We start from the raw sequence: 22281 nt of genomic DNA, 5'->3' as shown, positions 1-22281 counted from the left end.
GGCTTGCGTTCAAAGAGTGAAGCCACTGTGGGGTTGGGTGCGGGGAATCCCAGATGAGGACAGGTGTAGACCAGTCGAGGCAGGCCGACCCGCTCCGCAGGACCGCCGGGTCCGCTAGCGGAGCCGCTGGCTGATGACCTTCGACACACCGTCGCCCTGCATGGACACCCCGTAGAGGGCGTCGGCGACCTCCATCGTCCGCTTCTGGTGCGTGATGACGATCAGCTGCGACGTCTCCTGGAGCTCCTGCATGATCCGGATCAGCCGCTGGAGGTTGGTGTCGTCGAGCGCCGCCTCGACCTCGTCCATGACGTAGAACGGGCTCGGCCGGGCCTTGAAGATGGACACCAGCAGCGCCACGGCGGTCAGCGACCGCTCCCCGCCCGACAGCAGCGACAGCCGCTTGACCTTCTTGCCGGGCGGCCGGGCCTCGACGTCCACGCCCGTGGTCAGCATGTCGTCGGGGTCGGTGAGGATCAGCCGCCCCTCACCGCCGGGGAAGAGCCGGCCGAACACGCCCTCGAACTCCCGGGCCGTGTCCCGGTAGGCCTCGGTGAAGACCTGCTCGACGCGCTCGTCGACCTCCTTGACGACCTGGAGCAGATCGGCGCGGGTCTTCTTCAGGTCCTCCAGCTGCTCGCTGAGGAACTGGTGCCGCTCCTCCAGTGCCGCGAACTCCTCCAGGGCCAGCGGGTTGACCTTGCCGAGCTGCTGGTAGGCGCGTTCGGCGGCCTTCAGCCGCTTCTCCTGCTCGGCCCGGACGAAGGGCCGGGGCCGGTTGCGCGGGTGAGAGGGGTCGTCGGGCAGCTCCTCGCCCTCGGCGGGGGGCGAGGGCGGCACCGGTTGGTGGGGGCCGTACTCCGCCACGAGCCCCTCCGGTTCCACACCGAGTTCCTCCAGCGCCTTGGTCTCCAGCTGCTCGATCCGCAGCCGTTTCTCGGCGCCGAGTACCTCCCCGCGGTGGACCGAATCGGTCAGTTTGTCGAGCTCCGCCTTGAGATCGCGGCCCTCGGTGCGCGCCGCGGCCAGCTCCTGCTCGCGCCGGGCCTTGGCGGCCTCGGCGGCGGTGCGCTCGGCCTCGGCGCGGGCGAGGGAGACCTCGACGTGCGCCAGCAGCTGGCGGGCCCCGGAGGCGACGGCCCCGGCGACCGCCGCCTCGTGCCGCAACCGGGCCCGGCGCTGCTCGGCACGCGCGCGTGCCTCGCGTTCGGCGCGGGCGGCGCGGTCGAGCGAGTCGGCGCGTCCGGCCAGTGACTTGACCCGTTCCTCGTGCGTACGGAGCTGAAGGCGGGCCTCCATCTCGGTCTGCCGGGCGTTGGCGCCGTCGGCGGCCAGCCGGTCCCGACGGGCGGTGTCGGGTTCCTCCTCGACCGGCATCTCCTCGGCGACGGCCAGCCGCTCGGCCAGCTCCTCGACGTCCGCCAGCGCCTTGTCGAGCGCCTCCTGCGCCCGCTCGGCCGCGGCGGCGGACCGCTCGGCCTCTCCGGCGGCGCCGCGCGCCTGCCCGGCGAGCCGGCCCAGCTGCTGGGCCACGGCCGACTTCTCCCGGTCGGCGGCCCGGCGCCGCTCGCCGAGTTCCTCCACGAGGGCGGCGGCCTCCGTGCGCCGCTGCGTCGCCGTCCGCTGCCGGTGGGCGAGTTCCTCGCAGCGGGCTTCCAGTTCCTCCAGCTCGGCCGCGGCCTCGTCGACGGAGGCCTGGACCTCCAGAAGGCTGGGGGCGGCCGCGGAGCCGCCGTGGGCGAAGTGGGCGCCCAGGAGGTCGCCTTCGGCGGTGACCGCGGTGAGGTGGGGGTGGCTGTAGACGAGGTCTTCCGCGGCTTCCAGGGTGTCGACCACGACGATGTCCCTCAGCAGCCGGCGGACCGCGGGCAAAAGGTCGGCGGGGCCCCGGACGAAGCTCGCGGCGAGGGGAGCCGGAAGGTGGTCGTCCGCGGGTGTGCCGTGGCCGGTCGCGCGGTCCGCCGCGTCCGCCGCAGGCGTGGTCCCGCCGTCCGGCTCCTCCGGTGCTCCCGAGACGAGCAGCGCCGCCCGGCCCCCGTCCTGCTTGCGCAGCAGACGGATCGCCTCGGCCGCCGAGGCCGGGGTGGCGACGGCGACCGCGTCCGCCGCCGCGCCGAACGCGGCGGCCAGGGCGACCTCGTAGCCGGGCGTCACCGTCAGCAGCTCCGCCGCCGGCCCCAGCAGTCCCGTCAGCCTCTCCCCTGCCCCGAGCAGGATCCCGGTGCCGTCCTTGCGCCGCAGGCCCAGCGCCAGCGTCTCGTGGCGGGCCCGGGTCGCGGCGCGGGTGCGCTCGGCCGAGGTGGCCGCCTCCCGGGCGGCGGCGAGGGCGCTGTCGGCCTCCGCGAGCCGCCGCTTGGCCGTCTCGTGCCGCTCGGCGAGTTCGGCGTCGCCCGCGTCGAGGCCGTCGACCTCGGCCTTGAGCGCCTCGTACTCCTCCTGGGCGGCGACGGCCCGTGCCTGCGACTCGTCCCGGGCGGCTGCCAGCCGCTCGATCTCGGCCTGGGCCGCCGCGGCCCGCGAGCGGGCGGCGCCGACCTGGCCGCTGAGCCGGGCGAGACCTTCGCGGCGGTCGGCGATGGCGCGTGCGACGTCCTTCAGCCGGCGCTCCTCCTGGGCCAGCTCGCGCTCCAGGTCGGCGCGGTGCGCGACGGTGTCCTCCAGAGCGCGTTCGGCGGCCTCCAGGGCGGCCTCCAGCTCGGCCTCCTGCTCGCGGACGCGGGCGGCCTCGCGCTCCAGGTCCTCCGGGTCGCGGCCCCGGCGCTCCTCGGGCGGCGCCGAGGTGGCGCTCCTCACCCGGGCGTCGGCCAGCGAGATCGTGCCGCGCACCCGCTCGGCGAGCTGGGACAGCTCGTACCAGGTCTGCTGGGCCCGTTGCAGGCGCGGGGTGAGCCGCCGCACCTCGTCCTCCAGGAGGGCTTCGCGCCTGAGGGCCTTGCCCAGCTCCCGTTCGGCGGCCTCCTTGCGTTCCTTCAGGGCGGCCTCGTCGGCGACCTCGGCCCGCAGGGCCTCCCGGAGCCGTACCAGGTCGTCGGCGAGGAGCCGCAGCCGGGCGTCGCGCAGGTCGGCCTGGATGACGGCGGCGCGACGGGCGACCGCGGCCTGACGGCCCAGTGGCTTGAGCTGGCGGCGCAGCTCGTCAGTGAGGTCCTGCACGCGCGCGAGGTTGGCCTGCATCGCGTCCAGCTTCCTGAGCGCCTTCTCCTTGCGCTTGCGGTGCTTGAGGACGCCGGCGGCCTCCTCGATGAAGGCGCGGCGGCCCATGGGGTCGGCGTGCAGGACGGAGTCGAGCTGGCCCTGACCGACGATGACGTGCATCTCACGGCCGATGCCGGAGTCGGAGAGCAGTTCCTGGATGTCGAGCAGGCGGCAGGTGTCGCCGTTGATCTGGTACTCGCTGCCGCCGTTGCGGAACATGATCCGCGTGATGGTGACCTCGGCGTACTCGATGGGCAGGGCCCCGTCGGAGTTGTCGATGGTCAGCGACACCTCGGCCCGGCCCAGGGGCGGGCGGCCGGTGGTGCCGGCGAAGATGACGTCCTCCATCTTGCCGCCGCGCAGCGACTTGGCGCCCTGCTCGCCCATGACCCAGCTGAGCGCGTCCACGACGTTGGACTTGCCCGAGCCGTTCGGTCCGACGACGCACGTGATCCCCGGCTCGAACCGGAGCGTGGTCGCCGATGCGAACGACTTGAACCCGCGGAGGGTCAGGGCCTTCAGGTGCACGCCGCCGGACTCTACCCTCCGGGGGTGTCTCACTCCATGAACCGGTGGACCCCCGCGGTTTCACCGGTGAACGCGCAGGGCACACCAGACGTTAAGACTCTGAAAGGATGTGCGGGGAAGGGATCCGGGGCCGCAGGGGCGGAAGCCGAGGAGCGCGGCGCCGGAAGCCGAGGCGCGGCGCCAGGGCCGAGGAGCGCGGGGCGGGGCGGGAAAGACCGAGGCCGAGGCGGGGGCAAGAAAGAAGGGACGCCGAAGCGTCCCTTGCAACTCTGACAACCGAGCGGTTAGTACGAGCAGCCCAACCACTGCGTGTGCCGTCGTGGAGCGATGCAGTGATCAGGTCAGCGCAGGCTCCGCCTGGTGTGCGTCAACGCTCTCCATGATCCTGTCGTGAGAAGCGGCAGCCGTCAGTGCGTCGTTCTCGGCCTGGATGCGTACGAGCTCGGATTCCAGATCCTGGACGCGCTGCTGGAGCCGTCGCATCTCGGCGAGGAGTCGAGGGTCGGAGCCGCCGACGTAACCGAGAAGCGCCTTTGCCATGATGGATGGTCCTCCACAATGAGTGACCGACCGATGCGGTGTGGGTCGTGAGGGATTCGCACCCGCGGTGCTTGGCACTATGGAGTTCTTGGTGCCGTTCAACCATGCCAAACAGCTAAGGTGCGCGGGGCTTTCAGCGTCTCACCAAAAAGTTTGACGGTCAACACGATCACGCCCCGTATTGGCGGGCGACCCGGGGCGCGCGGCCGGGAAGCGGCGGCGCTGCGACTCCTGCGGGCCCTTCGGGGCGTGGCGATCATCCTGTCGCGCGAGGGTCCTTCCTGGCAAGGGCTTCTCGCCGATCACCTGCCCGTTTTCCTTCCCGGCATCCCTCGGCGGCCGGCTCCGAGCGAGCCCGGGGGGCGTCCGTACGCCCGTGGATCAGCGGATGGCGAAGCCGTCGTAGCCGCCGCGGGGTGTGTCCCAGATCTCGGTGACACCGTCCACGCGGCCGGGCGTGTCGTCGCCGCGCAGCCAGTCGAGCAGCCCCTCGCAGCGCTCCCGCGGCCCTTCCGCGACGACCTGGACGCGGCCGTCGCCCAAATTGAGAGCAAAGCCACTCAGGCCGCCGAGCTCCAGGGCCCGGGCTCGCGTGAACCAGCGGAAACCCACGCCCTGCACGTGCCCCCGCACCCAGGCCACCAGCCGTACATCCTCGCTCATGAGTGCAACCTAACCAGTCAATGTCCCTTCGGACACATCCGCCCCCAGCGGCATGCGGTACCGTCCCGACCCAATGAATCTCATATGAAACTCACTCGATCGTGTGAGTTCGGTGATGATCGCGAGGACGAGTCGACCGTAAGGACGAGGAAGGCCAGGACATGGGACGCCACCGACGCTCCGCCGCCGGCCGCGCCGCCACGGGCCGCGCCACGGGGGCCACGCACCACGAGGGCCCCGAGGCAGGGGGCCGGGCCCCGCTGGACTCGACCGCGGGCGAGACCCCCTCGATGGGGATCGCCCCCTATCTGAACCCCGAGGCGTACGCCGAGGTGCGCGCGCGGAGCGACGCCTACCTGTTCGCCCCGGACGACTCCGCCGACGGCGACCGTCCGCGGGCCGGGCACACCGTCGCCTTCCCGAGCGAGGGCTTCTCCCCGGACGACGGCCCCCGGCGGAACGGCTCGCACCGGCGCCGGAAGAAGAAGGCCGCCGCACCGGTCCGCACGGGGCTGCTCGGCGTCTCCGCGGCGGTGGCCCTCGGCACGGTGGCCGTGGCCACGGGCGTGGTGCCCGGCCTCGACGACTACCGGCTCGGCGGGGGCGGCGGCACGGGCGACCGGGTCCAGTCCGCGGACGTGCCGACCAACACGCCGACCGGGCTCGGCGGCACCTCGGGCAGCGTCGACGGCGGCCGTGACGGCTCCGCGCCCACCACCCGTGACACCGACCGCTCGGCCTCCCCCTCCGCGCCCTCCTCCTCGTCGTCTCCGTCGTCGGCGGCGCCGGAGAAGTCGCCCTCGAAGACCCCGTCGACGTCGTCCGCGCCGGCCGAGGCCCCCTCGAAGTCCGAGAAGTCGGAGTCCCGGGAGCGGACCGAGCCGGAGAAGCCGGCCGGGCAGCCGAGAACCCCCAGCCCCAGCAAGAAGCCGGAGGCCGGGCCGGCCCCGTCCCGCACGGCCACCCAGCAGCCCGAGCGCCCCGACGCGCCGGTGACGGTGTCCCGCGAGACGGCCGCCGAGGCCCAGGTGCTGAAGCTCGTGAACGAGGAGCGGGCCAAGGCCGGCTGCACCCCGCTCGCGGCCAACAGCGCCCTGGCGGACCTGGCCGGCGACTTCAGCGCGGCCATGGCCCGGCAGGGCTTCTTCGACCACACCGACCCCAGCGGCGCAACCCCCTGGGACCGCGCCGAGAAGGCCGGGATAAGCAACCTCGGCGGCGAGAACATAGCCCGGGGCCAGGCCGACGCACAGGCCGTGATGGAGGCCTGGATGAACAGCCCCGGCCACCGGGCCAACATCCTCAACTGCGACTTCCGGACCCTGGGCGTGGGCGTGCAGTTCGGCGCGGGCGGCCCGTGGTGGACGCAGAACTTCGGCTACTGAGCCGTTGATCACCGCGGGCGGGCGCTTGCGGGCGGGCAGCGCTTGCTGTGGGGGCGTGTCGGGCTCACGTACGCTGGAGGCATGTCGACCATGCAGGAGCGCGCGGCGGAGCAGGAGCTGCCGTACGACGTGTTCTCGAAGGCGTGCCCCTCGCGGGGCACGCTGGAGCATGTCACCGGACGCTGGGGTGCGCTGACCCTCGGCGCCCTGCACGCGGGCTCGTTCCGCTTCAACGAGCTGCGGCGGCGGGTGGACGGCGTCAGCGAGAAGATGCTCTCCCAGACCCTCCAGGCGCTGGAGCGCGACGGCCTGGTGCACCGCGAGGCCCAGCCCACCAACCCGCCCCGGGTGGACTACGAGCTGACGGCGCTCGGCCGTGAGGTGGCCGGGCGGCTGGTCGCCCTCATCGAGTGCCTGGAGGGCGCCATGGACGAGGTCCTGGCGGCCCGCGAGCGCTACGAGGCCCGGCGGACCCGGTCTACGGTGTGACGCGCGGCGCCCGCTGGCACTTCGGGCAGTAGTAGCTGGAGCGGTTCATCCACGGGCGGCGGCGCATCGGTGTGGCGCAGCGGCGGCAGGGCAGGCCCTCGCGGCCGTAGGCGTCGAGTGAGCGGTCGAAGTAGCCGGACTCACCGTTGACGTTGACGTACAGGCTGTCGAAGCTGGTGCCGCCCACGGCGAGGGCGGCGTTCATGACGTCCCGGACGTGGCCGAGGAGTTCGGTGGTGCGGGGGCGGGTGAGGGTCGCCGTGGGGCGCTCGTAGTGCAGGCGGGCGCGCCACAGGGCCTCGTCCGCGTAGATGTTGCCGACGCCGCTGATCAGGGACTGGTCGAGCAGGGCGCGTTTGATCGTGGTGCGCTTGCGGCGCAGGGCGAGGTGGAAGGCCTCGGCGTCGAAGAGGGGGTCCAGAGGGTCGCGGGCGATGTGCGCGATGACGTCGGGCAGTCCGTCGTCGGTGGTGTCGTGCAGGGACAGGCCGCCGAAGGTGCGCTGGTCGACGAAGCGCAGTTCGGTGCCGAGGGCGTCGGCGAAGCGGACCCGGATGCGCAGGTGCTTCTCGGCCGGCGCCTCGTGCGGCTGGACCAGCAGCTGGCCGCTCATGCCGAGGTGGGCGAGGACCGCCTGGCCGGTGTCCTCCAGCGGCAGCCACAGGTACTTGCCGCGGCGGCGGGGCGTGCCGATGCGGTGGCCCTGAAGGCGGTGGGCGAAGTCGTCGGGCCCGGCGATGTGCCGGCGCACCGCGCGCGGGTGCAGGACGACGGCGTCGGCGACGGCCCGGTGGGCGACCCACCGCTCCAGGCCCCGCCGTACGACCTCGACCTCGGGCAACTCGGGCATGGCTTCCCCTCGGGAGGACTGGCGGACGGGATGGACGGGCTGACCGCGGGGACGAGCCGAGCGCCCGCCCCGGGGCAGGGGCGGGCGCTCGGGTCGTACCGTGCTGTGCGGTGTCAGGCGGAGGCCGACGAGGCGTCGGCGTTCGGCTGCGGAACGGCGTCTGCCGGGTCCGCGGCCTCGGCCCGCGCCTTGGCGCGCTCGTCCGCCGCGGCCCGGATGGACCGCCATGCGGACTCGGCGGCCTGCTGCTCCGCCTCCTTCTTGCTGCGGCCGGTGCCGGTGCCGTACGAGACGCCTCCGACGCGGGCGGCAGCAGTGAAGGTCTTCTCGTGGTCGGGACCGGTCTCCGTGACCAGGTACTCGGGGACGCCGAGCCCTTCGGTCGCGGTGAGCTCCTGGAGGCTGGTCTTCCAGTCCAGGCCGGCACCGAGGTTGGAGGACTTCTCGATCAGCGGGTCGAACAGGCGGTGCACCAGTTCGGAGGCCGCGTCGAGGCCCTGGTCGAGATAGACCGCGCCGATCACCGCTTCGAGGGTGTCGGCGAGGATGGACGCCTTGTCCCGGCCGCCCGTGCCCTCTTCACCCCGGCCGAGCCGGATGAAGGAACCCAGGTCGAGCCCGCGGCCCACCTCCGCCAGCGCACGAGAGTTGACCACCGCGGCCCGCAGCTTGGCCAGCTGGCCTTCGGGCAGGTCGGGGTGGGTGCGGTACAGCGTGTCCGTGACGACGAGGCCGAGCACGGAGTCCCCGAGGAACTCCAGCCGCTCGTTCGTCGGCAGACCGCCGTTCTCGTACGCGTAGGAACGGTGGGTCAGCGCTCGCACCAGAAGGGCGGACTCGACCTGGTAGCCGAGCCGCCCTTCCAGAAGCGTGTGGGACGAGGCCTGGTTGTCCGACTTCTTTTTGGCGGGTGCGTCCGCCTTGGCGTCTTCCGCCTTCTTGGCAGTGGACACAGTGCCTCTCACCAGCCGCTCAGACCTCGAGGACCTGGCGCTTGTTGTAAGTGCCGCACGACGGGCACGCGATGTGCTGCTGCTTGGGCTCGTGGCAGCGCTCGCACGCAACCAGGGTGGGGACCGCAGCCTTCCACTGCGACCGGCGGTGGCGCGTGTTGCTGCGCGACATCTTCCGCTTCGGAACAGCCACGGCTACTTCTCCTGCTTCTCGTCGACGCCCGGTTCGGCGCCGCTCTTGTCGTCCTTCTCGCCGTCCGTCATGGTGTCGGCGAGTCCCTGCAATGCCGCCCAACGGATGTCGACGGCGTCATGGTGGTGCTCCGGGTCGTCCGCGAGCCGGGCGCCGCACTCGGCGCACAGCCCGGGGCAGTCCTCCCGGCACACCGGCTGCATCGGCAGTGCGAGCACCACCGCATCGCGCAGCACGGGTTCGAGGCCGATCAAACCGTCCTCGACGAAGAGTCTGTCCTCGTCGTCCTCGGCGTCGTCGCCCGGTTCCGCGATCACGCGGCCCCGGTCGTCGGCGTCAGGGTACGAGAACATCTCCTGGAAGTCCGCGTCGAGCTCCAGCTCGAGCGGCTCCAGACACCTTACGCACTCCCCCTCGGCCTTCGCACGGGCGGTGCCTGTGACGAGCACACCTTCCATGACCGACTCGAGCCGCAGCTCGAGCTCCACCGGGGCGCCTTCCGGCACTCCGATGACCCCCTGGAGACCGAGGTCCTTGGGAGCGTCGACCGTGCGGGTCAGGCGCTGCAGCGCACCAGGACGCCGGCCCAGCTCGTGCGTGTCGATCACGAGAGGGTTGCGGTGGTCGAGGCGGGCGTTCAGAGCCATTCCTGCTTTCGATCTGCTGAGCTGGGGGGCGCCGCCCTCGGCGTTCCGGGCAGCGTTGATCGCGGACATACGCGCGACCGAAGAGCCAGGATACTGGACCTTTCGCCATCGGCCCAATCGGGTCTCAGCGTCCCTGTTCGTAGCGCTGCTGTTCGTACTGGCGCAGCTGTTCGGCGCTGATCATGCTGGTGTCGAACAGGCTGGTCTCGTCCAGCGCCTGCGGCTGCCGGTCCTGCTGGGCCTGGGGCAGCTGGGCGGGCTGCTGGGGCTGAGCGAAGCCGTGCTGGGCGGCGTACGCCGGCTGCTGGGCGTCGTAGCCCTGATAGGCGGCGTAGGGGTCGGCCTGCTGGTAGCCGTAGGGGTCCTGCTGGGCGGCGTACTGCTGCTGGTAGCCGTACGGGTCGGCGGCGGGCTGCGGCGGGTAGCCGTGGGCGTCCGCGTAGGCGTCCTGGCCGGTGCCCTGGGCGCTGTGGGTGTCGTACGTCTGCTGGGCCGGTACCGCCGGGCGGGGCTGCCCGCCGGGGGCGTCGGCGAGGGCCGCGAGGTCGGCGAGGTAGTCGGCGTCGCTGGAGTGCTGGACGGTGGTCGCGTCGTCGGCGAGGGCGCCGAGGTCGTCGCTGGCGATCCGGCCGTGGAGCTTCTCGCGCCCGCGGCCGACCGCGTCCAGGGTCTTGGCCAGCACCGCCTCGAAGGCGCCCAGCTTGGCGTCGACGTAGGCGTCGGCGCTGCGCCGCAGGGTCTCGGGGTCGTGGCTGCGCTCGGGGGCGTCCTCGTCCGCGTAGCCGTCCTCGTCCAGGCCGGGGCCGGTGCCGAGCAGCTTCTCGCGGCCCCGGCCGACGGAGCCGAGCGTCTTGGTGAGGACGACCTCGAAATTGGCGAGCTTGGAGTCGACGTAGTCGTCGGCCTCGGCGCGGACCTCCTCGGCCTCCTGGCGGGCCTCGGCCAGGATGCGGTCGGCCTCGGCCTGGGAGCGGCGGGCGACCTCGGTGTCGGAGATCAGGGAACCGCGTTCGGCGTGCGCGGTCTCGATGATCCGCTCGGCCTCCTGGCGGGCCTGCGCCACCATCTGCTCGCGGTCGCCGATCAGCTCCTGGGCCTGGGCGAGGGAGTCGGGCAGCGCCGCACGCACCTCTTCGAGCATCGAGAGCAGTTCGGCGCGGTTGACCACGCACGAGGCCGACATGGGCATGGCGCGGGCGCCGGAGACCAGGGTGACGATCTCGTCCAGCTTCTTCTGCACGTCCACCGTGTGCTCGCCACTCTCTACAGCTGTGTTGGAGACGGACGCCACGACTGTACGACCCTGCGGCACCGGCCGGACACCGGGTGACGGGTGGTCAGCCTCCGGGGCTGCGGCGGGGCCGCGTACGAGGGGGGTGGAGGCGGGGGTGCACGAGGGGTGGAGGCGGGGTGCGTCAGTCCTTGCGGAGGCGCTCGCCGAGCGCGCTCAGGACCGCCGGGGGCACCAGGTGGGAGACGTCGCCGCCCCAGGTGGCGACCTCCTTGACCAGGGAGGACGACAGGAAGCTGTAGGTGGGGTTGGTGGGGATGAAGAGGGTCTCCACACCGGAGAGGCCGTTGTTCATCTGGGCCATCTGCAACTCGTAGTCGAAGTCGCTGACCGCGCGCAGGCCCTTGACGATGGCGGGGATGTCGCGCTGCTTGCAGAAGTCGACGAGGAGGCCGTGGAAGGACTCGACGCGGACGTTGCCGTACTCGGCGGTGACCTCGCGGATGAGCTCGATCCGCTCCTCGATCTCGAACAGGCCCCGCTTGGCCTGGTTGATCATCACCGCGACGTAGACCTCGTCGTACAGCCTGGAGGCTCGGGCGATGATGTCGAGGTGTCCGTTGGTGATGGGGTCGAACGACCCGGGACAGACGGCGCGGCGCACTTGTGATCCCTCGCTCTCCGGTCCGGTCATCGTGCGTCTTCGCACGTAGAGGCGGCGCGACCGTACCAAAACGTTCCCTCGCCGTAGCGGCGGGCCCGGATCGCGTCGAAGCCGTCCGGCCACCGGAACTCCCCGCCCCTGGTGCTGCGCTCCACGGTGACGAGCGCTTGCTCATCGAGCCAGCCCTCCGAGCGGAGTGTGAGGAGGATCTCGCGAAGATCGTCGTCCGTGACCGCGTACGGGGGGTCGAGGAAGACCAGGTCGTACGGCTGGGCGGGGGGCGTCTTGATGATCTGCTCGGCCTTGCCGTGTCTCACCTCGGCGCCCGGGAGGCCGAGGTTCCGCACGTTCTCACGGACCACGCGGGCGGCCCGGGCGTCGGCTTCCACCAGGAGGGTGTGGCCCGCGCCCCGGGAGAGGGCCTCCAGGCCGACCGCGCCGGAGCCGGCGTAGAGGTCGAGGACGCGTTCGCCGTCCAGCGGGCCGCCGAGGAGGGACCGCCAGGTGGAGAAGAGACCTTCGCGGGCACGGTCGGAGGTGGGGCGGGTTCCGTTGCCCGGGGGGACGGCGAGTCGACGTCCGCCGGCCTCGCCGGCGATTACGCGGGTCATCTTCGGTCCTTGGTCGTGGACGGCTTCCCGTTCATTGTGGCTGGTCGCGTCCGCGCGCCGGTAGCCACGCGGGCGTGGCGGCCCCCGCGTGCGCTTACGTGGGCGCGGCTCAGCCCACGTCTGCGTACGTGGGCGCGGGTCAGCCCTTCTCCAGGTACTGCTCCCTCTCCTCGTCCAGCAGGGCGGCCAGGGCCGTCCGCAGGCCGGGCAGGCGCGTCAGCTCGGGGTCGGCGCGGACGAGGGCCGTGGCCTCCTGTCTCGCCTCGGCGATGATCTCCTCGTCCTCGATGACGGCGAGGACCCGCAGCGAGGAGCGCGCGCCGGACTGGGCCTGGCCCAGGACGTCGCCCTCCCGGCGCTGCTCCAGGTCGATGCGGGACAGCTCGAAGCCGTCCAGCGTCGACGCCACCGCGTCCAGCCGCTGCCGGGCCGGGCTCGCCTCGGGCATCTCGGTGACCAGCAGACACAGACCGGGGGCGGAACCGCGGCCGACCCGGCCGCGGAGCTGGTGGAGCTGGGAGACGCCGAAGCGGTCCGCGTCCATGATCACCATGGCGGTGGCGTTGGGCACGTTGACGCCGACCTCGACGACGGTCGTGGCGACCAGGACGTCGGTGTCGCCGGCGGCGAAGCGGCGCATGACGGCGTCCTTGTCGTCGGGCGCCATCCGGCCGTGCAGGACCTCGACCCGCAGACCCTTCAGAGGTCCGCCGGCGAGCTGCTCGGCGATGTCCAGGACGGCCAGCGGGGGGCGCTTCTCCGCGTCGTCCTCGGCGGATCTCCCGGCCTTCTTCGGGTCGTCCTCCTCGTCGCCGATGCGCGGGCAGACCACGTACGCCTGGTGGCCGCCCGCCACCTCCTCGCGGACCCGTTCCCAGGCGCGGCTGAGGAAGTGGGGTTTGTCGGCGGCCGGGACCACATGGCTGGCGATCGGGGAGCGTCCCGCCGGGAGCTGGTCCAGGACCGAGGTCTCCAGGTCGCCGAAGACGGTCATGGCGACCGTGCGCGGGATGGGCGTGGCGGTCATGACCAGCAGGTGCGGGGGCTGCTTCCCCTTGCCGCGCAGGGCGTCGCGCTGCTCCACTCCGAAGCGGTGCTGCTCGTCCACGACGACCAGGCCCAGGTCGTGGAACTGCACCTTGTCCTCGATCAGCGCGTGGGTGCCGATGACGATGCCGGCCTCGCCGGTGGCCAGGTCGAGCAGGGCCTGGCGGCGGGCGGCGGCGCCCATGGAGCCGGTGAGCAGGACGACCTTCGTGGCGTGCTCGGCGCCGCCCAGCATGCCGCCCTCGGCCAGCTCGCCCATCATCTCCACGACCGACCGGTGGTGCTGCTGGGCGAGCACCTCGGTGGGGGCCAGCAGCGCGGCCTGTCCGCCGGTGTCGACCACGGCGAGCATGGCGCGCAGGGCGACCAGGGTCTTGCCGGAGCCGACCTCGCCCTGGAGGAGACGGTGCATCGGGTGGTCGGTGGCGAGGCCGTCGAAGATCTCGCGGGAGACCTTCCGCTGGCCGTCGGTGAGCGTGAAGGGCAGCCGGTCGTCGAAGGCGGCGAGCAGGCCGTCGGGCTTCGGGCGGCGCGGGACGGCGGGGAGCTGCGCCTCGGCGTGCCGGCGGCGGGCCAGGGCGACCTGGAGGACGAAGGCCTCGTCCCACTTCAGCCGGGCGCGGGCGTCGGCGATGTCGGCCCTGGTCTGCGGGCGGTGGACCTTCAGCAGGGCCTCGGGCAGGGAGATCAGGCCGCGTCCCTCGCGCAGCGTGGCGGGGAGCGGGTCGACGGCGTCCTGGGCGCCGGGCAGAACGGTCTGCACGGCCTTGGCGATCTTCCAGGACTCCAGCTTGGCGGTGGCCGGGTAGATCGGGATGAGGGCGCCCGCCCAGCTCTCGACCGACTCGGTCGCCTCCTCGCCGTCGCCGCGCAGCAGTTCGTACGCCGGGTGGGCGAGCTGGAGGCGGCGGTTGAAGACGGACACCTTGCCGGCGAACATCGCGCGGGTGCCGGGCAGCAGCTCCTTGTGGGGCTTGTGGACGCCCTTGCCGAAGAAGACCAGCTGGAGCCGGCCGCTGCCGTCCGTGATCGTCACCTCCAGCCGCTGCCCCTTGCCGCGCGGGGCCTTGGCGGAGGCGAAGGTGTGCAGCCGGGCGTCGGCGACCTGGGCGACCACCGTGACGTGCTCGTCCATCGGGAGGTCGGCGAGGTGGGTGAGCTGGCCGCGCTCCTCGTAACGGCGCGGGTAGTGGTGGAGGAGGTCACCGACCGAGTGCAGGCCGAGGTGTTCGGCCATCACCTTCGCGGTGGCGGGGCCGAGCACCGACTTCAGTGGGCGTTCCATCGGTTCTTGCAGTGCGGGCACGAGATCCATTGCACACCACGCCACTGACAATGCCGCGGACGTCCCCGAGAAGCCGCTGGCCGGACGGCTCGTCCCAGGCGGGGCGGCCTCGGCTACTCGACCCCGATGAGCAGCAGCGAGCCCTGCCTGCCGCCCCGGTAGACCACCGTGTCCACGGCGAGGTACGCCTCCCTGACCCGGGCCTGGAGGCGGTCGGTGACGGTCTCGGGGGCCTCGTCGCCGAGGACGAGGGTGACCAGCTCGCCGCCGGCCGCGAGCATCCGGTCCAGGACGGTCTCGGCGGTGGCGGTGACGTCCGAGCCGATCACGGCGACGTCGCCGTCGATGAGGCCGAGGACGTCGCCGGCCTGGCAGATGCCGGCCGTGGTCCAGGACTGCCGTTCGGCGACGGTGACCTCGGCGTACCGGGTGGCGCCCGCCGCGGAGGTCATCGACACGACGTCCTCGTCGAAGCGCCGCCCGGGCTCGTGCACGGCGAGCGCCGCGATCCCCTGCACCGCCGAGCGGGTCGGGATGAGGGCCACGCGGACGCCCGCCGCCCGGGCCTGCTCGGCCGCGGCCGCGGCGGTGTGGCGCAGCTCGGCGTCGTTCGGCAGCAGCACCACCTCGCGGGCGTGCGCCCGTCGTACCGCCTCGACCAGCTCCCCGCTGGCGGGCGGCTCCCCGGGGCGCGCGAGCACGGTGGTCGCGCCGGCCTCGGCGTACAGCCCCGCCAGTCCCTCGCCGGGCACCACGGCCACCACCGCCCGCCGGGCCCGCTCGGCCCGCTCCTGGGGCGGGCGCTCGGCGCGGGTGGTGTGCACGTCCTCGTGCCCGAAGTGGGTGATGCGGATGCGGTGGGGCCGCCCGGCCTCGACGCCCGCCTCCACGGCGGCGCCCGCGTCGTCGACGTGCACGTGGACGTTCCACAGCCCGTCGCCGCCGACCACGACGAGGGAGTCGCCGAGGGCGTCCAGTCGCTCGCGCAGCCGTGCCACGGCCGAGTCCTCGGCCTCCAGGAGGTAGATCACCTCGAAGGCGGGGCCGCCCGCCCCGTGCTCCTCCCCCGGCTCCGGGGCGCACCCCTCGGGGACCTGCGGCGGCGCGTCCGGGCCGCCCGGCGGCTCCACGCGCGCGTGCGGGGCCGCTTTGGGAGCCGCCGCCGGGACCTCTCCCGTGAGGGTCTCCAGCAGGGCGGCGAGCACCGTGACCAGGCCGTGGCCGCCGGCGTCGACCACCCCGGCGCGCTCCAGCACGGGCAGCTGGCCGGGGGTCGCGGCGAGCGCCGTGCGGGCGCCCTCGTAGGCGGCGCGGGCCACGGCTCCGCAGTCGCCGTAGGTGCCCTCGGCGGCGTCGGCGGCTGCCGAGGCGACCGTCAGGACCGTGCCCTCGACCGGGTGGGCCACGGCCTGCCGGGCGGAGTCGGCGGCCCGCCGCAGGGCCAGCCCGAGGCCCGTCCCGTCCGTGTGAGCCCTCTCACCCTCGGCCGCGAGCACCTGGGCCATGCCGCGCAGCAGCTGCGCCAGGATCGTCCCGGAGTTCCCCCGCGCGCCGATCAGCGCCCCGTGCGCCATCGCGCGCGCGGCGTCCGCGAGCGTGGGGCCGCCGGAGCGGGCCGTGGTCCCGCCGGCGGCCGGTGAGCCCACTTCGTGCGCGGAGAACACCGCCTCCACGGCGGCGGCGGCCGACTCGACGGTCAGGTAGAGGTTGGTGCCGGTGTCCCCGTCCGCGACCGGGTAGACGTTGATGGCGTCGATCTCCTCGCGGGCGCCGCCCAGCGCCCGCAGGGCCAGGCCGCACCAGGTGCGCACCGCCAGAGCGTCGAAGAACCTCTGCGGCACCTGCGCCACCTGCGCCTCCCTGAGCTGCTGGACGTGGCAGGCAGCGTAGACCTTGCGGCGGTGCCCGCAGGAGGCGGGCCGGGGAGCGGCCCGGTGCTGCCGTGGTAGTTTCGTTGTACGGGCGCAGCCGTTGTATGCTGCTCCGGTTGCCCGATCCTGATCGGGCCATTCCCCTGGCAACGCCACTCAGATCTCGAACCGCTCGCGAGGGCTCGTAGATCTTGATCCCGGCATGCCGGGATCCACCGTAAGTGCATCTGAAGTCTTTGGAGTGACCCGTGGCTGCCAACTGCGACGTCTGCGGCAAGGGGCCGGGCTTCGGCAACAACATCTCGCACTCGCACCGCCGTACGTCCCGCCGCTGGAACCCGAACATCCAGCGTGTGCGTACCGTGGTCGGCGGGACGCCGAAGCGCGTGAACGCTTGCACCTCGTGCATCAAGGCCGGCAAGGTCTCGCGCTGACGCTCAGCAACAGCGCGCGGCCACTGCTGGTTCGCCGCACTTAGCCGGTCCACCGGAGCGTGGACCGGCTTTTTGCGTGCCCGGAAGCGGCGGACCCCGCAGGGCCCCGCCGCTCACGTCCCGGGCGTGCCGCGCCCCAGCGCCCAGCCGTGGTCCACCGGTCCGATGCCGCCGCCGAGCGCGAAGCCGGCCGCGATGGCGCCGGTGACGTACTCCTTCGCCGCCGCCACGGCCTCCGGCACGGACCGCCCCTTGGCCAGGTGCGCGGCGATCGCCGAGGCGAGGGTGCAGCCGGTGCCGTGGGTGTGCCGGTTGTCGTGGCGCGGGGCCCGCAGCCAGTGCTCGTCTGAGCCGTCGGTGAGCAGGTCGACGGCCTCCCCGGGCAGATGACCGCCCTTGATCAGCGCCCAGCGCGGGCCGTACTCCAGCACGGCCGCGGCGGCCCGGCGCATGTCGTCCTCCGACTCGACCCGAACGCCGGTCAGTTGCGCCACCTCGTCCAGGTTGGGCGTGGCGACGGTCGCGACCGGCAGCAGCTTGGTGCGGACGGAGTCCAGGGCGGAGGCGGCCAGCAGCGCGTCGCCGTGCTTGGAGACGCCGACCGGGTCGACGACGGCGGGAGCGTCGGTGCCCGCGAGCAATTCGGCGACCGTCTCGACCAGTTCGGCGGAGGCGAGCATGCCGGTCTTGACCGCCTGCACGCCGATGTCGTCGACGACGCTGCGGTACTGGGCGCGGACCGCGTCCACCGGCAGCTCCCAGGCGCCCTGCACGCCCAGGGAGTTCTGCGCGGTCACCGCGGTGATCACGCTCATCCCGTGCACGCCGAGCGCCAGCATCGCCTTCAGGTCGGCCTGGACGCCGGCGCCGCCGCCGGAGTCGGAACCGGCGACCGTCAGCACCCTCGGTGGCACGCTCATGACTCGATCTCCCCTCCGAAGTGGTCCCAGCCGCCCTTGCTCGTCCAGGGTGCCCCGTCCACGGTCACCTGGGGCAGCGCGGAGGGGTTGAGGACCTCGCCGATCACCTTCCAGCGGGCGGGCAGCTTCACGTCCGGCGGGAAGGTCGCCACGATCGCGTGGTCCTCTCCCCCGGTCAGCACCCACTGCATCGGGTCGACGCCGACGGCCTGGCCGATGTCGTTCATCTGGGACGGGATGTCGATCTGGCCGGAGCGGATGTCGATCCTGACCTTGCTGGCCTCGGCGATGTGGCCGAGGTCGGCGATCAGCCCGTCACTGACGTCGCACATCGCGGTGGCCCCGAGCCCGGCGGCGGCCGGACCGGCGTGGTACGGCGGTTCCGGGCGCCGGTGCGCCTCCACGAAGGCGCGCGGCGAGCGGAAGCCGCGCGAGAGCACGGCGAACCCGGCGGCGGACCAGCCGAGCCAGCCGGTCACGGCGACGAGGTCGCCGGGCTGGGCGCCGGCCCGGGTGACCGGCTCCTGGTTGCGCAGGTCGCCGAGCGCGGTGATGGACACGGTGATGGTGTCGCCGCGCACCACGTCGCCGCCGACCACGGAGGCGCCCGCGACCTGGCACTCGTCGCGCAGCCCGTCCATCAGCTCGGTCGGCCAGGTCACCGGCAGTTCGGCGGGGACCACCAGGCCGAGCAGCAGCGCCGTGGGCACGGCCCCCATGGCGGCGATGTCGGCGAGGTTCTGTGCCGCCGCCTTGCGGCCCACGTCGTACGCGGTGGACCAGTCGCGGCGGAAGTGCCGGCCCTCCACCAGGATGTCGGTGCTGGCCACCACCCGGCGGTCGGGGGCGGCGACCACGGCGGCGTCGTCGCCGGGGCCCACCCGGACCGCCGGGGTGGTGGTGAGACGGGAGGTGAGCTCCCTGATGAGCCCGAACTCGCCGAGCTCACCAACCGTGCCCTTCATGATCCCTGCTCCCCTTCCGTCCCGGTCCGTGCCCGGTCGCGCGTCATCAGTGTCCTCGTTACGGTCGAAGTGACCGGCGTCGTGGTCCCGGTCGCCGGAGTCGTCAACTCCCGTCGTCCCCGCACCCCCGGCGCGCGACCCTCGCACCCCCCGGGTCTCCCCGCGGCGCACGGCGACGCGATACCGTGGCGTTCCTTTTCCCCCATGATCCTCGTGGCCGCCCTGGAGGTTCCGTGGTACAGGCGTACATCCTGATCCAGACGGAGGTCGGCAAAGCGTCGACCGTCGCCGAGACGATCAGCAAGATCCCTGGGGTGATCCAGGCCGAGGACGTCACCGGGCCCTACGACGTCATCGTGCGGGCCCAGGCCGACACCGTCGACGACCTGGGCCGGATGGTCGTCGCCAAGGTCCAGCAGGTGGACGGCATCACCCGTACCCTGACCTGCCCGGTCGTCCATCTCTAGCCCCCGTCCGCCGCTCCCGGCCATCCCCTTGCCTCACCGCAGACGACGGCGCGCCGACGGCGGTTCCCGGCCCGAGGGCGCCGGACACGAAGGTCACGAAGCTGTGGCCGAAACCTGACACGGCGGGCTGGGAAACCCGCTGATCATACTGCGCCCGCGACGGCGGGAGCCCACGCGGAAGAAGGCGATCCCTTGCGGGGATCGCCTTCTTGTCGTGCGGTCTCGGGTCAGCGCAGTCCCGTCGGCCTGCGCAGCGCGGCCCGCACCAGCCGGTCCACCAGCTCCGGGTAGCTCACCCCGCTGGCCTGCCACATCTGCGGGTACATGGAGATCGGCGTGAAGCCGGGCATGGTGTTGATCTCGTTGATCACGAACTCGCCGTCCTCGGTGAGGAAGAAGTCCGCGCGCACCAGCCCCTCGCAGGAGGCCGCGTCGAACGCCGCCACCGCGAGCCGCTGCACCTCGGCGGTCTCCTCCGCGGTGAGCGGGGCGGGCACGACGCCGGGCGTGGAGTCGATGTACTTGGCCTCGAAGTCGTAGTACGCGTGCGTCTCGGGCGGCGGGATCTCGGCGGGTACGGAGGCCCGCGGGCCGTCCTCGAACTCCAGCACCCCGCACTCGATCTCCCGGCCGCGCAGCGCGGCCTCCACGAGGATCTTCGGGTCGTGGCGCTGTGCCTCGGCGATCGCCTCGTCGAGGCCGGCCGGGTCGTCGACCTTGGTGATGCCGATGGAGGAACCCGCGCGGGCGGGCTTCACGAACAGCGGCCAGCCGTGATCGCCGGCGAAGTCGACGATCTTCCTGCGGGCGGCGGAACGGTCCTGCTCCCACTCGCGCGGCCGGATCACCACGTAGGGGCCGACCTTGAGCCCGAAGGAGGTGAAGACCCGCTTCATGTACTCCTTGTCCTGGCCGACGGCCGAGGCGAGCACACCCGAGCCCACGTAGGGCACTCCGGACAGCTCCAGCAGCCCCTGGAGGGTGCCGTCCTCACCGTACGGGCCGTGCAGCACCGGGAAGACGACGTCCACCTCGCCGAGCGCCTTGGGCACCGAGCCCGGCTCGCTGTAGACGACTTCGCGGTCGGCGGGGTCGACGGGGAGCACCACATGGCCCTCGGTCGACTCGGCGAGCTGCTCGACGCTGGGGGTGCGCCGGTCGGTGATCGCCATGCGTTCCGGTTCGTCGGCGGCCAGGGCCCAACGGCCGTCCTGGGTGATGCCGATCGGCAGGACGTCGTAGCGCGTCCGGTCGATGGCCGCGAGGACGGCGCCGGCGGTGACCACGGAGATCCCGTGTTCGGAGCTGCGCCCGCCGAACACGACGGCCACACGCGGCTTGCGAGACGGCTGCTCGGGGCTCTGGGGGAGGTTCTCGGTGCTCATATCGCGTTGAGAGTACCCGTTGGTAGTGCCCCGAGACAGCGTCGGCACGGCCGCGTCGCCCGGGCGCCGCCCGGGTGCCGCCCGGCGGACCGCGCGGCTGTCGCTCAGCGTCGCTCGGGCTTGGCGCTGCGCGACATCAGCTCCTTGAGGGCCACCACCGGCGGCTTGCCCTCGTGCACGATGCCGACGACCGTCTCGGTGATCGGCATGTCGACGCCGTGCTGCCGGGCCAGATCCAGCACCGACTCGCAGGACTTGACGCCCTCGGCGGTCTGCCGGGTGACCGCGATGGTCTCCTCCAGGGTCATGCCCTTGCCGAGGTTGGTGCCGAAGGTGTGGTTGCGGGACAGCGGCGAGGAGCAGGTCGCCACCAGGTCGCCCAGGCCCGCGAGTCCGGAGAAGGTCAGCGGGTCGGCGCCGAGCGCGACGCCGAGGCGCGTCGTCTCCGCCAGGCCCCGGGTGATGAGGGAACCCTTGGCGTTGTCGCCGAGGCCCATGCCGTCCGCGATGCCGACGGCGAGCCCGATGACGTTCTTCACCGCGCCGCCGAGTTCGCAGCCGACGACGTCGGTGTTGGTGTACGGGCGGAAGTACGGGGTGTGGCACGCGGTCTGAAGGCGCCGGGCCACGGCCTCGTCGGGGCAGGCGACCACGGCCGCCGCGGGCATGCGGGCGGCGATCTCCCGGGCCAGGTTGGGGCCGGTGACCACGGCGATGCGGTCGGCGCCGACCTTGGCGACGTCCTCGACGACCTCGCTCATCCGCATCGCGGAGCCGAGTTCGACGCCCTTCATCAGGGAGACCAGGACGGTGCCGGGGGCGAGCAGCGGCGCCCAGTCGGCGAGGTTGCCGCGCAGCGTCTGGGAGGGCACGGCGAGGACGGTGAAGTCGGCGCCGGCCGCGGCCTCGGCGGGGTCGGTGGTGGCCCTGAGGTTCTCGGGGAGTTCGACGCCGGGCAGGTAGTCCGGGTTGGTGCGGGTGGAGTTGACGGCTTCGGCGAGTTCGGCGCGACGCCCCCAGAGGGTGACCTCGCACCCGGCGTCGGCGAGGACCATGCCGAAGGCGGTGCCCCAGGATCCGGTGCCGAAGACGGCCGCCTTGACGGGCTTGCTCACGTGCCCTGCCCTTCTGCCTGCTTGCGCTGCCTGTGCGTCCGACGCCGCTGCTCGATGCGCTCGCGGCGCGGGTCGTAGGGGGTGTCGGGCGCCTTCTCGCCGCGGATCTCCTCCAGCTGGCGGGTGATGGCGGCCATGATCTCCTCGGTGGCCTCCTTCAGCAGCTCCGCGGTCATCTCCCGGTCGTAGAACCGGGAGAGGTCGACCGGCGGGCCCGCCAGCACGCGATGGGTCTTGCGCGGCAGCAGGTGGGGCTTCTTGGCGTAGGGCGGCAGCAGTTCGTTGCAGCCCCACTGGGCGACCGGGACGACCGGGCACTTGGTCTGGAGGGCGACGCGCGCGGCACCGGTCTTGCCGGTCATGGGCCAGCCGTCGGGGTCGCGGGTCAGGGTGCCCTCCGGGTAGAAGGCGACGCACTCACCGCGCTCCACGGCGTCGATGGCGGCACGGAAGGCGCTGAGCGCGTCCGTGCTCTCCCGGTAGACGGGAATCTGGCCTGTGCCGCGCATCGCGGCGCCCACGAACCCCTTCTTGAAAAGCCCGCTCTTCGCCAGGAAACGCGGCACCCGTCCGGTGTTGTACTGGAAGTGCGCGTACGCGAAGGGGTCGATATGGGAATTGTGGTTCACGGCGGTGATGAATCCGCCCTCCGCCGGAATGTTTTCCATTCCCCGCCAGTCCCGCTTGATCAGGAGCACCAGCGGCGGTTTGCAGATCACCGCGGCGAAGCGGTACCAGAAGCCGATTCTGCGGCGGGGCACGCGGACACCTTCCTCTAGGGCCTGGCCGGGGCCAGGGGGGCCGCACAAGTGTCGCCCCAGGCCGCCGGTCTGTCGAGAACAC

General features: G+C 72.8%; 21 protein-coding genes. 4 read left to right on the top strand and 17 right to left on the bottom strand.

Annotated features, from left to right (window positions below; translation table 11 throughout):
• Positions 1-114 precede the first annotated feature (114 nt).
• The 3 genes from smc to ACZ45Q_RS27570 all read right to left on the bottom strand — a co-directional run bounded on the left by smc (position 115) and on the right by ACZ45Q_RS27570 (position 4926).
• Positions 115-3723, bottom strand: a complete 3609-nt coding sequence (gene smc / locus ACZ45Q_RS27580) for a chromosome segregation protein SMC (RefSeq protein WP_468266138.1) — start codon at positions 3721-3723, stop codon at positions 115-117.
• 336 nt (positions 3724-4059) lie between these two features.
• Positions 4060-4263: a hypothetical protein gene (locus ACZ45Q_RS27575; protein WP_142192916.1), complete on the bottom strand. Its 204-nt coding sequence runs from the start codon at positions 4261-4263 to the stop codon at positions 4060-4062.
• 381 nt (positions 4264-4644) lie between these two features.
• Positions 4645-4926 (bottom strand): acylphosphatase, encoded by a 282-nt coding sequence (locus tag ACZ45Q_RS27570; protein WP_468266136.1) that lies wholly within the window; start codon positions 4924-4926, stop codon positions 4645-4647.
• A 161-nt stretch (positions 4927-5087) separates the two neighbouring features.
• On the opposite strand from ACZ45Q_RS27570, the gene ACZ45Q_RS27565 reads away from it, so the two are divergent.
• Positions 5088-6311, top strand: coding sequence for a CAP domain-containing protein (locus ACZ45Q_RS27565; protein ID WP_468266134.1), 1224 nt, complete (start codon positions 5088-5090; stop codon positions 6309-6311).
• Positions 6312-6392: 81 nt separating this feature from the next.
• Entirely contained in the window at positions 6393-6800 is a 408-nt protein-coding gene (locus tag ACZ45Q_RS27560; protein ID WP_468266132.1) for a winged helix-turn-helix transcriptional regulator, read from the top strand.
• Here ACZ45Q_RS27560 and mutM read toward each other — a convergent pair.
• The 9 genes from mutM to ACZ45Q_RS27515 form a co-directional block, all read right to left on the bottom strand.
• Complete coding sequence (gene mutM / locus ACZ45Q_RS27555; protein WP_468266130.1) at positions 6790-7650, bottom strand: bifunctional DNA-formamidopyrimidine glycosylase/DNA-(apurinic or apyrimidinic site) lyase; 861 nt, start codon at positions 7648-7650, stop codon at positions 6790-6792. The two genes, ACZ45Q_RS27560 and mutM, sit on opposite strands and share 11 nt — an antisense overlap.
• A 113-nt stretch (positions 7651-7763) precedes the next feature.
• A complete protein-coding gene (gene rnc / locus ACZ45Q_RS27550; protein WP_468266128.1) occupies positions 7764-8615 on the bottom strand; it encodes a ribonuclease III in 852 nt (283 codons plus the stop codon).
• A gap of 7 nt (positions 8616-8622) precedes the next feature.
• Positions 8623-8796 carry a 50S ribosomal protein L32 gene (gene rpmF / locus ACZ45Q_RS27545; RefSeq protein ID WP_003951102.1) on the bottom strand — a complete coding sequence of 58 codons (174 nt, stop codon included), beginning with the start codon at positions 8794-8796 and terminating at the stop codon, positions 8623-8625.
• A 2-nt stretch (positions 8797-8798) separates the two neighbouring features.
• Positions 8799-9443, bottom strand: coding sequence for a YceD family protein (locus tag ACZ45Q_RS27540; protein ID WP_468266305.1), 645 nt, complete (start codon positions 9441-9443; stop codon positions 8799-8801).
• Between the two features lie 124 nt (positions 9444-9567).
• Complete coding sequence (locus tag ACZ45Q_RS27535; protein WP_468266303.1) at positions 9568-10689, bottom strand: cell division initiation protein; 1122 nt, start codon at positions 10687-10689, stop codon at positions 9568-9570.
• A 169-nt stretch (positions 10690-10858) separates the two neighbouring features.
• Entirely contained in the window at positions 10859-11338 is a 480-nt protein-coding gene (gene coaD / locus ACZ45Q_RS27530) for a pantetheine-phosphate adenylyltransferase (RefSeq protein ID WP_468266301.1), read from the bottom strand.
• 26 nt (positions 11339-11364) lie between these two features.
• A complete protein-coding gene (gene rsmD / locus ACZ45Q_RS27525; protein WP_468266126.1) occupies positions 11365-11949 on the bottom strand; it encodes a 16S rRNA (guanine(966)-N(2))-methyltransferase RsmD in 585 nt (194 codons plus the stop codon).
• A gap of 139 nt (positions 11950-12088) precedes the next feature.
• Positions 12089-14311, bottom strand: a complete 2223-nt coding sequence (gene recG, locus ACZ45Q_RS27520; protein ID WP_468266124.1) for an ATP-dependent DNA helicase RecG — start codon at positions 14309-14311, stop codon at positions 12089-12091.
• Positions 14312-14394: 83 nt separating this feature from the next.
• Entirely contained in the window at positions 14395-16131 is a 1737-nt protein-coding gene (locus ACZ45Q_RS27515) for a DAK2 domain-containing protein (protein ID WP_468266122.1), read from the bottom strand.
• A 269-nt stretch (positions 16132-16400) separates the two neighbouring features.
• On the opposite strand from ACZ45Q_RS27515, the gene rpmB reads away from it, so the two are divergent.
• Positions 16401-16586 (top strand): 50S ribosomal protein L28, encoded by a 186-nt coding sequence (rpmB, locus tag ACZ45Q_RS27510; RefSeq protein ID WP_003993230.1) that lies wholly within the window; start codon positions 16401-16403, stop codon positions 16584-16586.
• A gap of 113 nt (positions 16587-16699) precedes the next feature.
• On the opposite strand, the gene thiD is transcribed toward rpmB, so the two are convergent.
• Positions 16700-17506 carry a bifunctional hydroxymethylpyrimidine kinase/phosphomethylpyrimidine kinase gene (gene thiD, locus ACZ45Q_RS27505; RefSeq protein WP_468266120.1) on the bottom strand — a complete coding sequence of 269 codons (807 nt, stop codon included), beginning with the start codon at positions 17504-17506 and terminating at the stop codon, positions 16700-16702.
• Positions 17503-18471, bottom strand: coding sequence for a thiamine-phosphate kinase (locus ACZ45Q_RS27500; RefSeq protein WP_468266118.1), 969 nt, complete (start codon positions 18469-18471; stop codon positions 17503-17505). The genes thiD and ACZ45Q_RS27500 overlap by 4 nt, the downstream gene beginning before the upstream one ends.
• Positions 18472-18704: 233 nt before the next feature.
• Here ACZ45Q_RS27500 and ACZ45Q_RS27495 point away from each other — a divergent pair, with 233 nt between their 5' ends.
• Positions 18705-18938 (top strand): Lrp/AsnC family transcriptional regulator, encoded by a 234-nt coding sequence (locus ACZ45Q_RS27495; RefSeq protein WP_003997603.1) that lies wholly within the window; start codon positions 18705-18707, stop codon positions 18936-18938.
• A 227-nt stretch (positions 18939-19165) separates the two neighbouring features.
• On the opposite strand, the gene ACZ45Q_RS27490 is transcribed toward ACZ45Q_RS27495, so the two are convergent.
• The 3 genes from ACZ45Q_RS27490 to ACZ45Q_RS27480 form a co-directional block, all read right to left on the bottom strand.
• The gene (locus ACZ45Q_RS27490; protein WP_468266116.1) at positions 19166-20323 is read right to left on the bottom strand and encodes a D-alanine--D-alanine ligase family protein; all 1158 of its coding nucleotides are present in this window, start codon (positions 20321-20323) and stop codon (positions 19166-19168) included.
• A gap of 104 nt (positions 20324-20427) precedes the next feature.
• Entirely contained in the window at positions 20428-21438 is a 1011-nt protein-coding gene (locus ACZ45Q_RS27485; RefSeq protein ID WP_468266114.1) for an NAD(P)H-dependent glycerol-3-phosphate dehydrogenase, read from the bottom strand.
• Positions 21435-22199, bottom strand: coding sequence for a lysophospholipid acyltransferase family protein (locus ACZ45Q_RS27480; protein WP_468266112.1), 765 nt, complete (start codon positions 22197-22199; stop codon positions 21435-21437). The genes ACZ45Q_RS27485 and ACZ45Q_RS27480 overlap by 4 nt, the downstream gene beginning before the upstream one ends.
• Positions 22200-22281 lie beyond the last annotated feature (82 nt).

The organism is Streptomyces sp. NPDC031049 (assembly GCF_055571015.1).
This window is presented reverse-complemented; position numbering and strand designations above follow the sequence as displayed.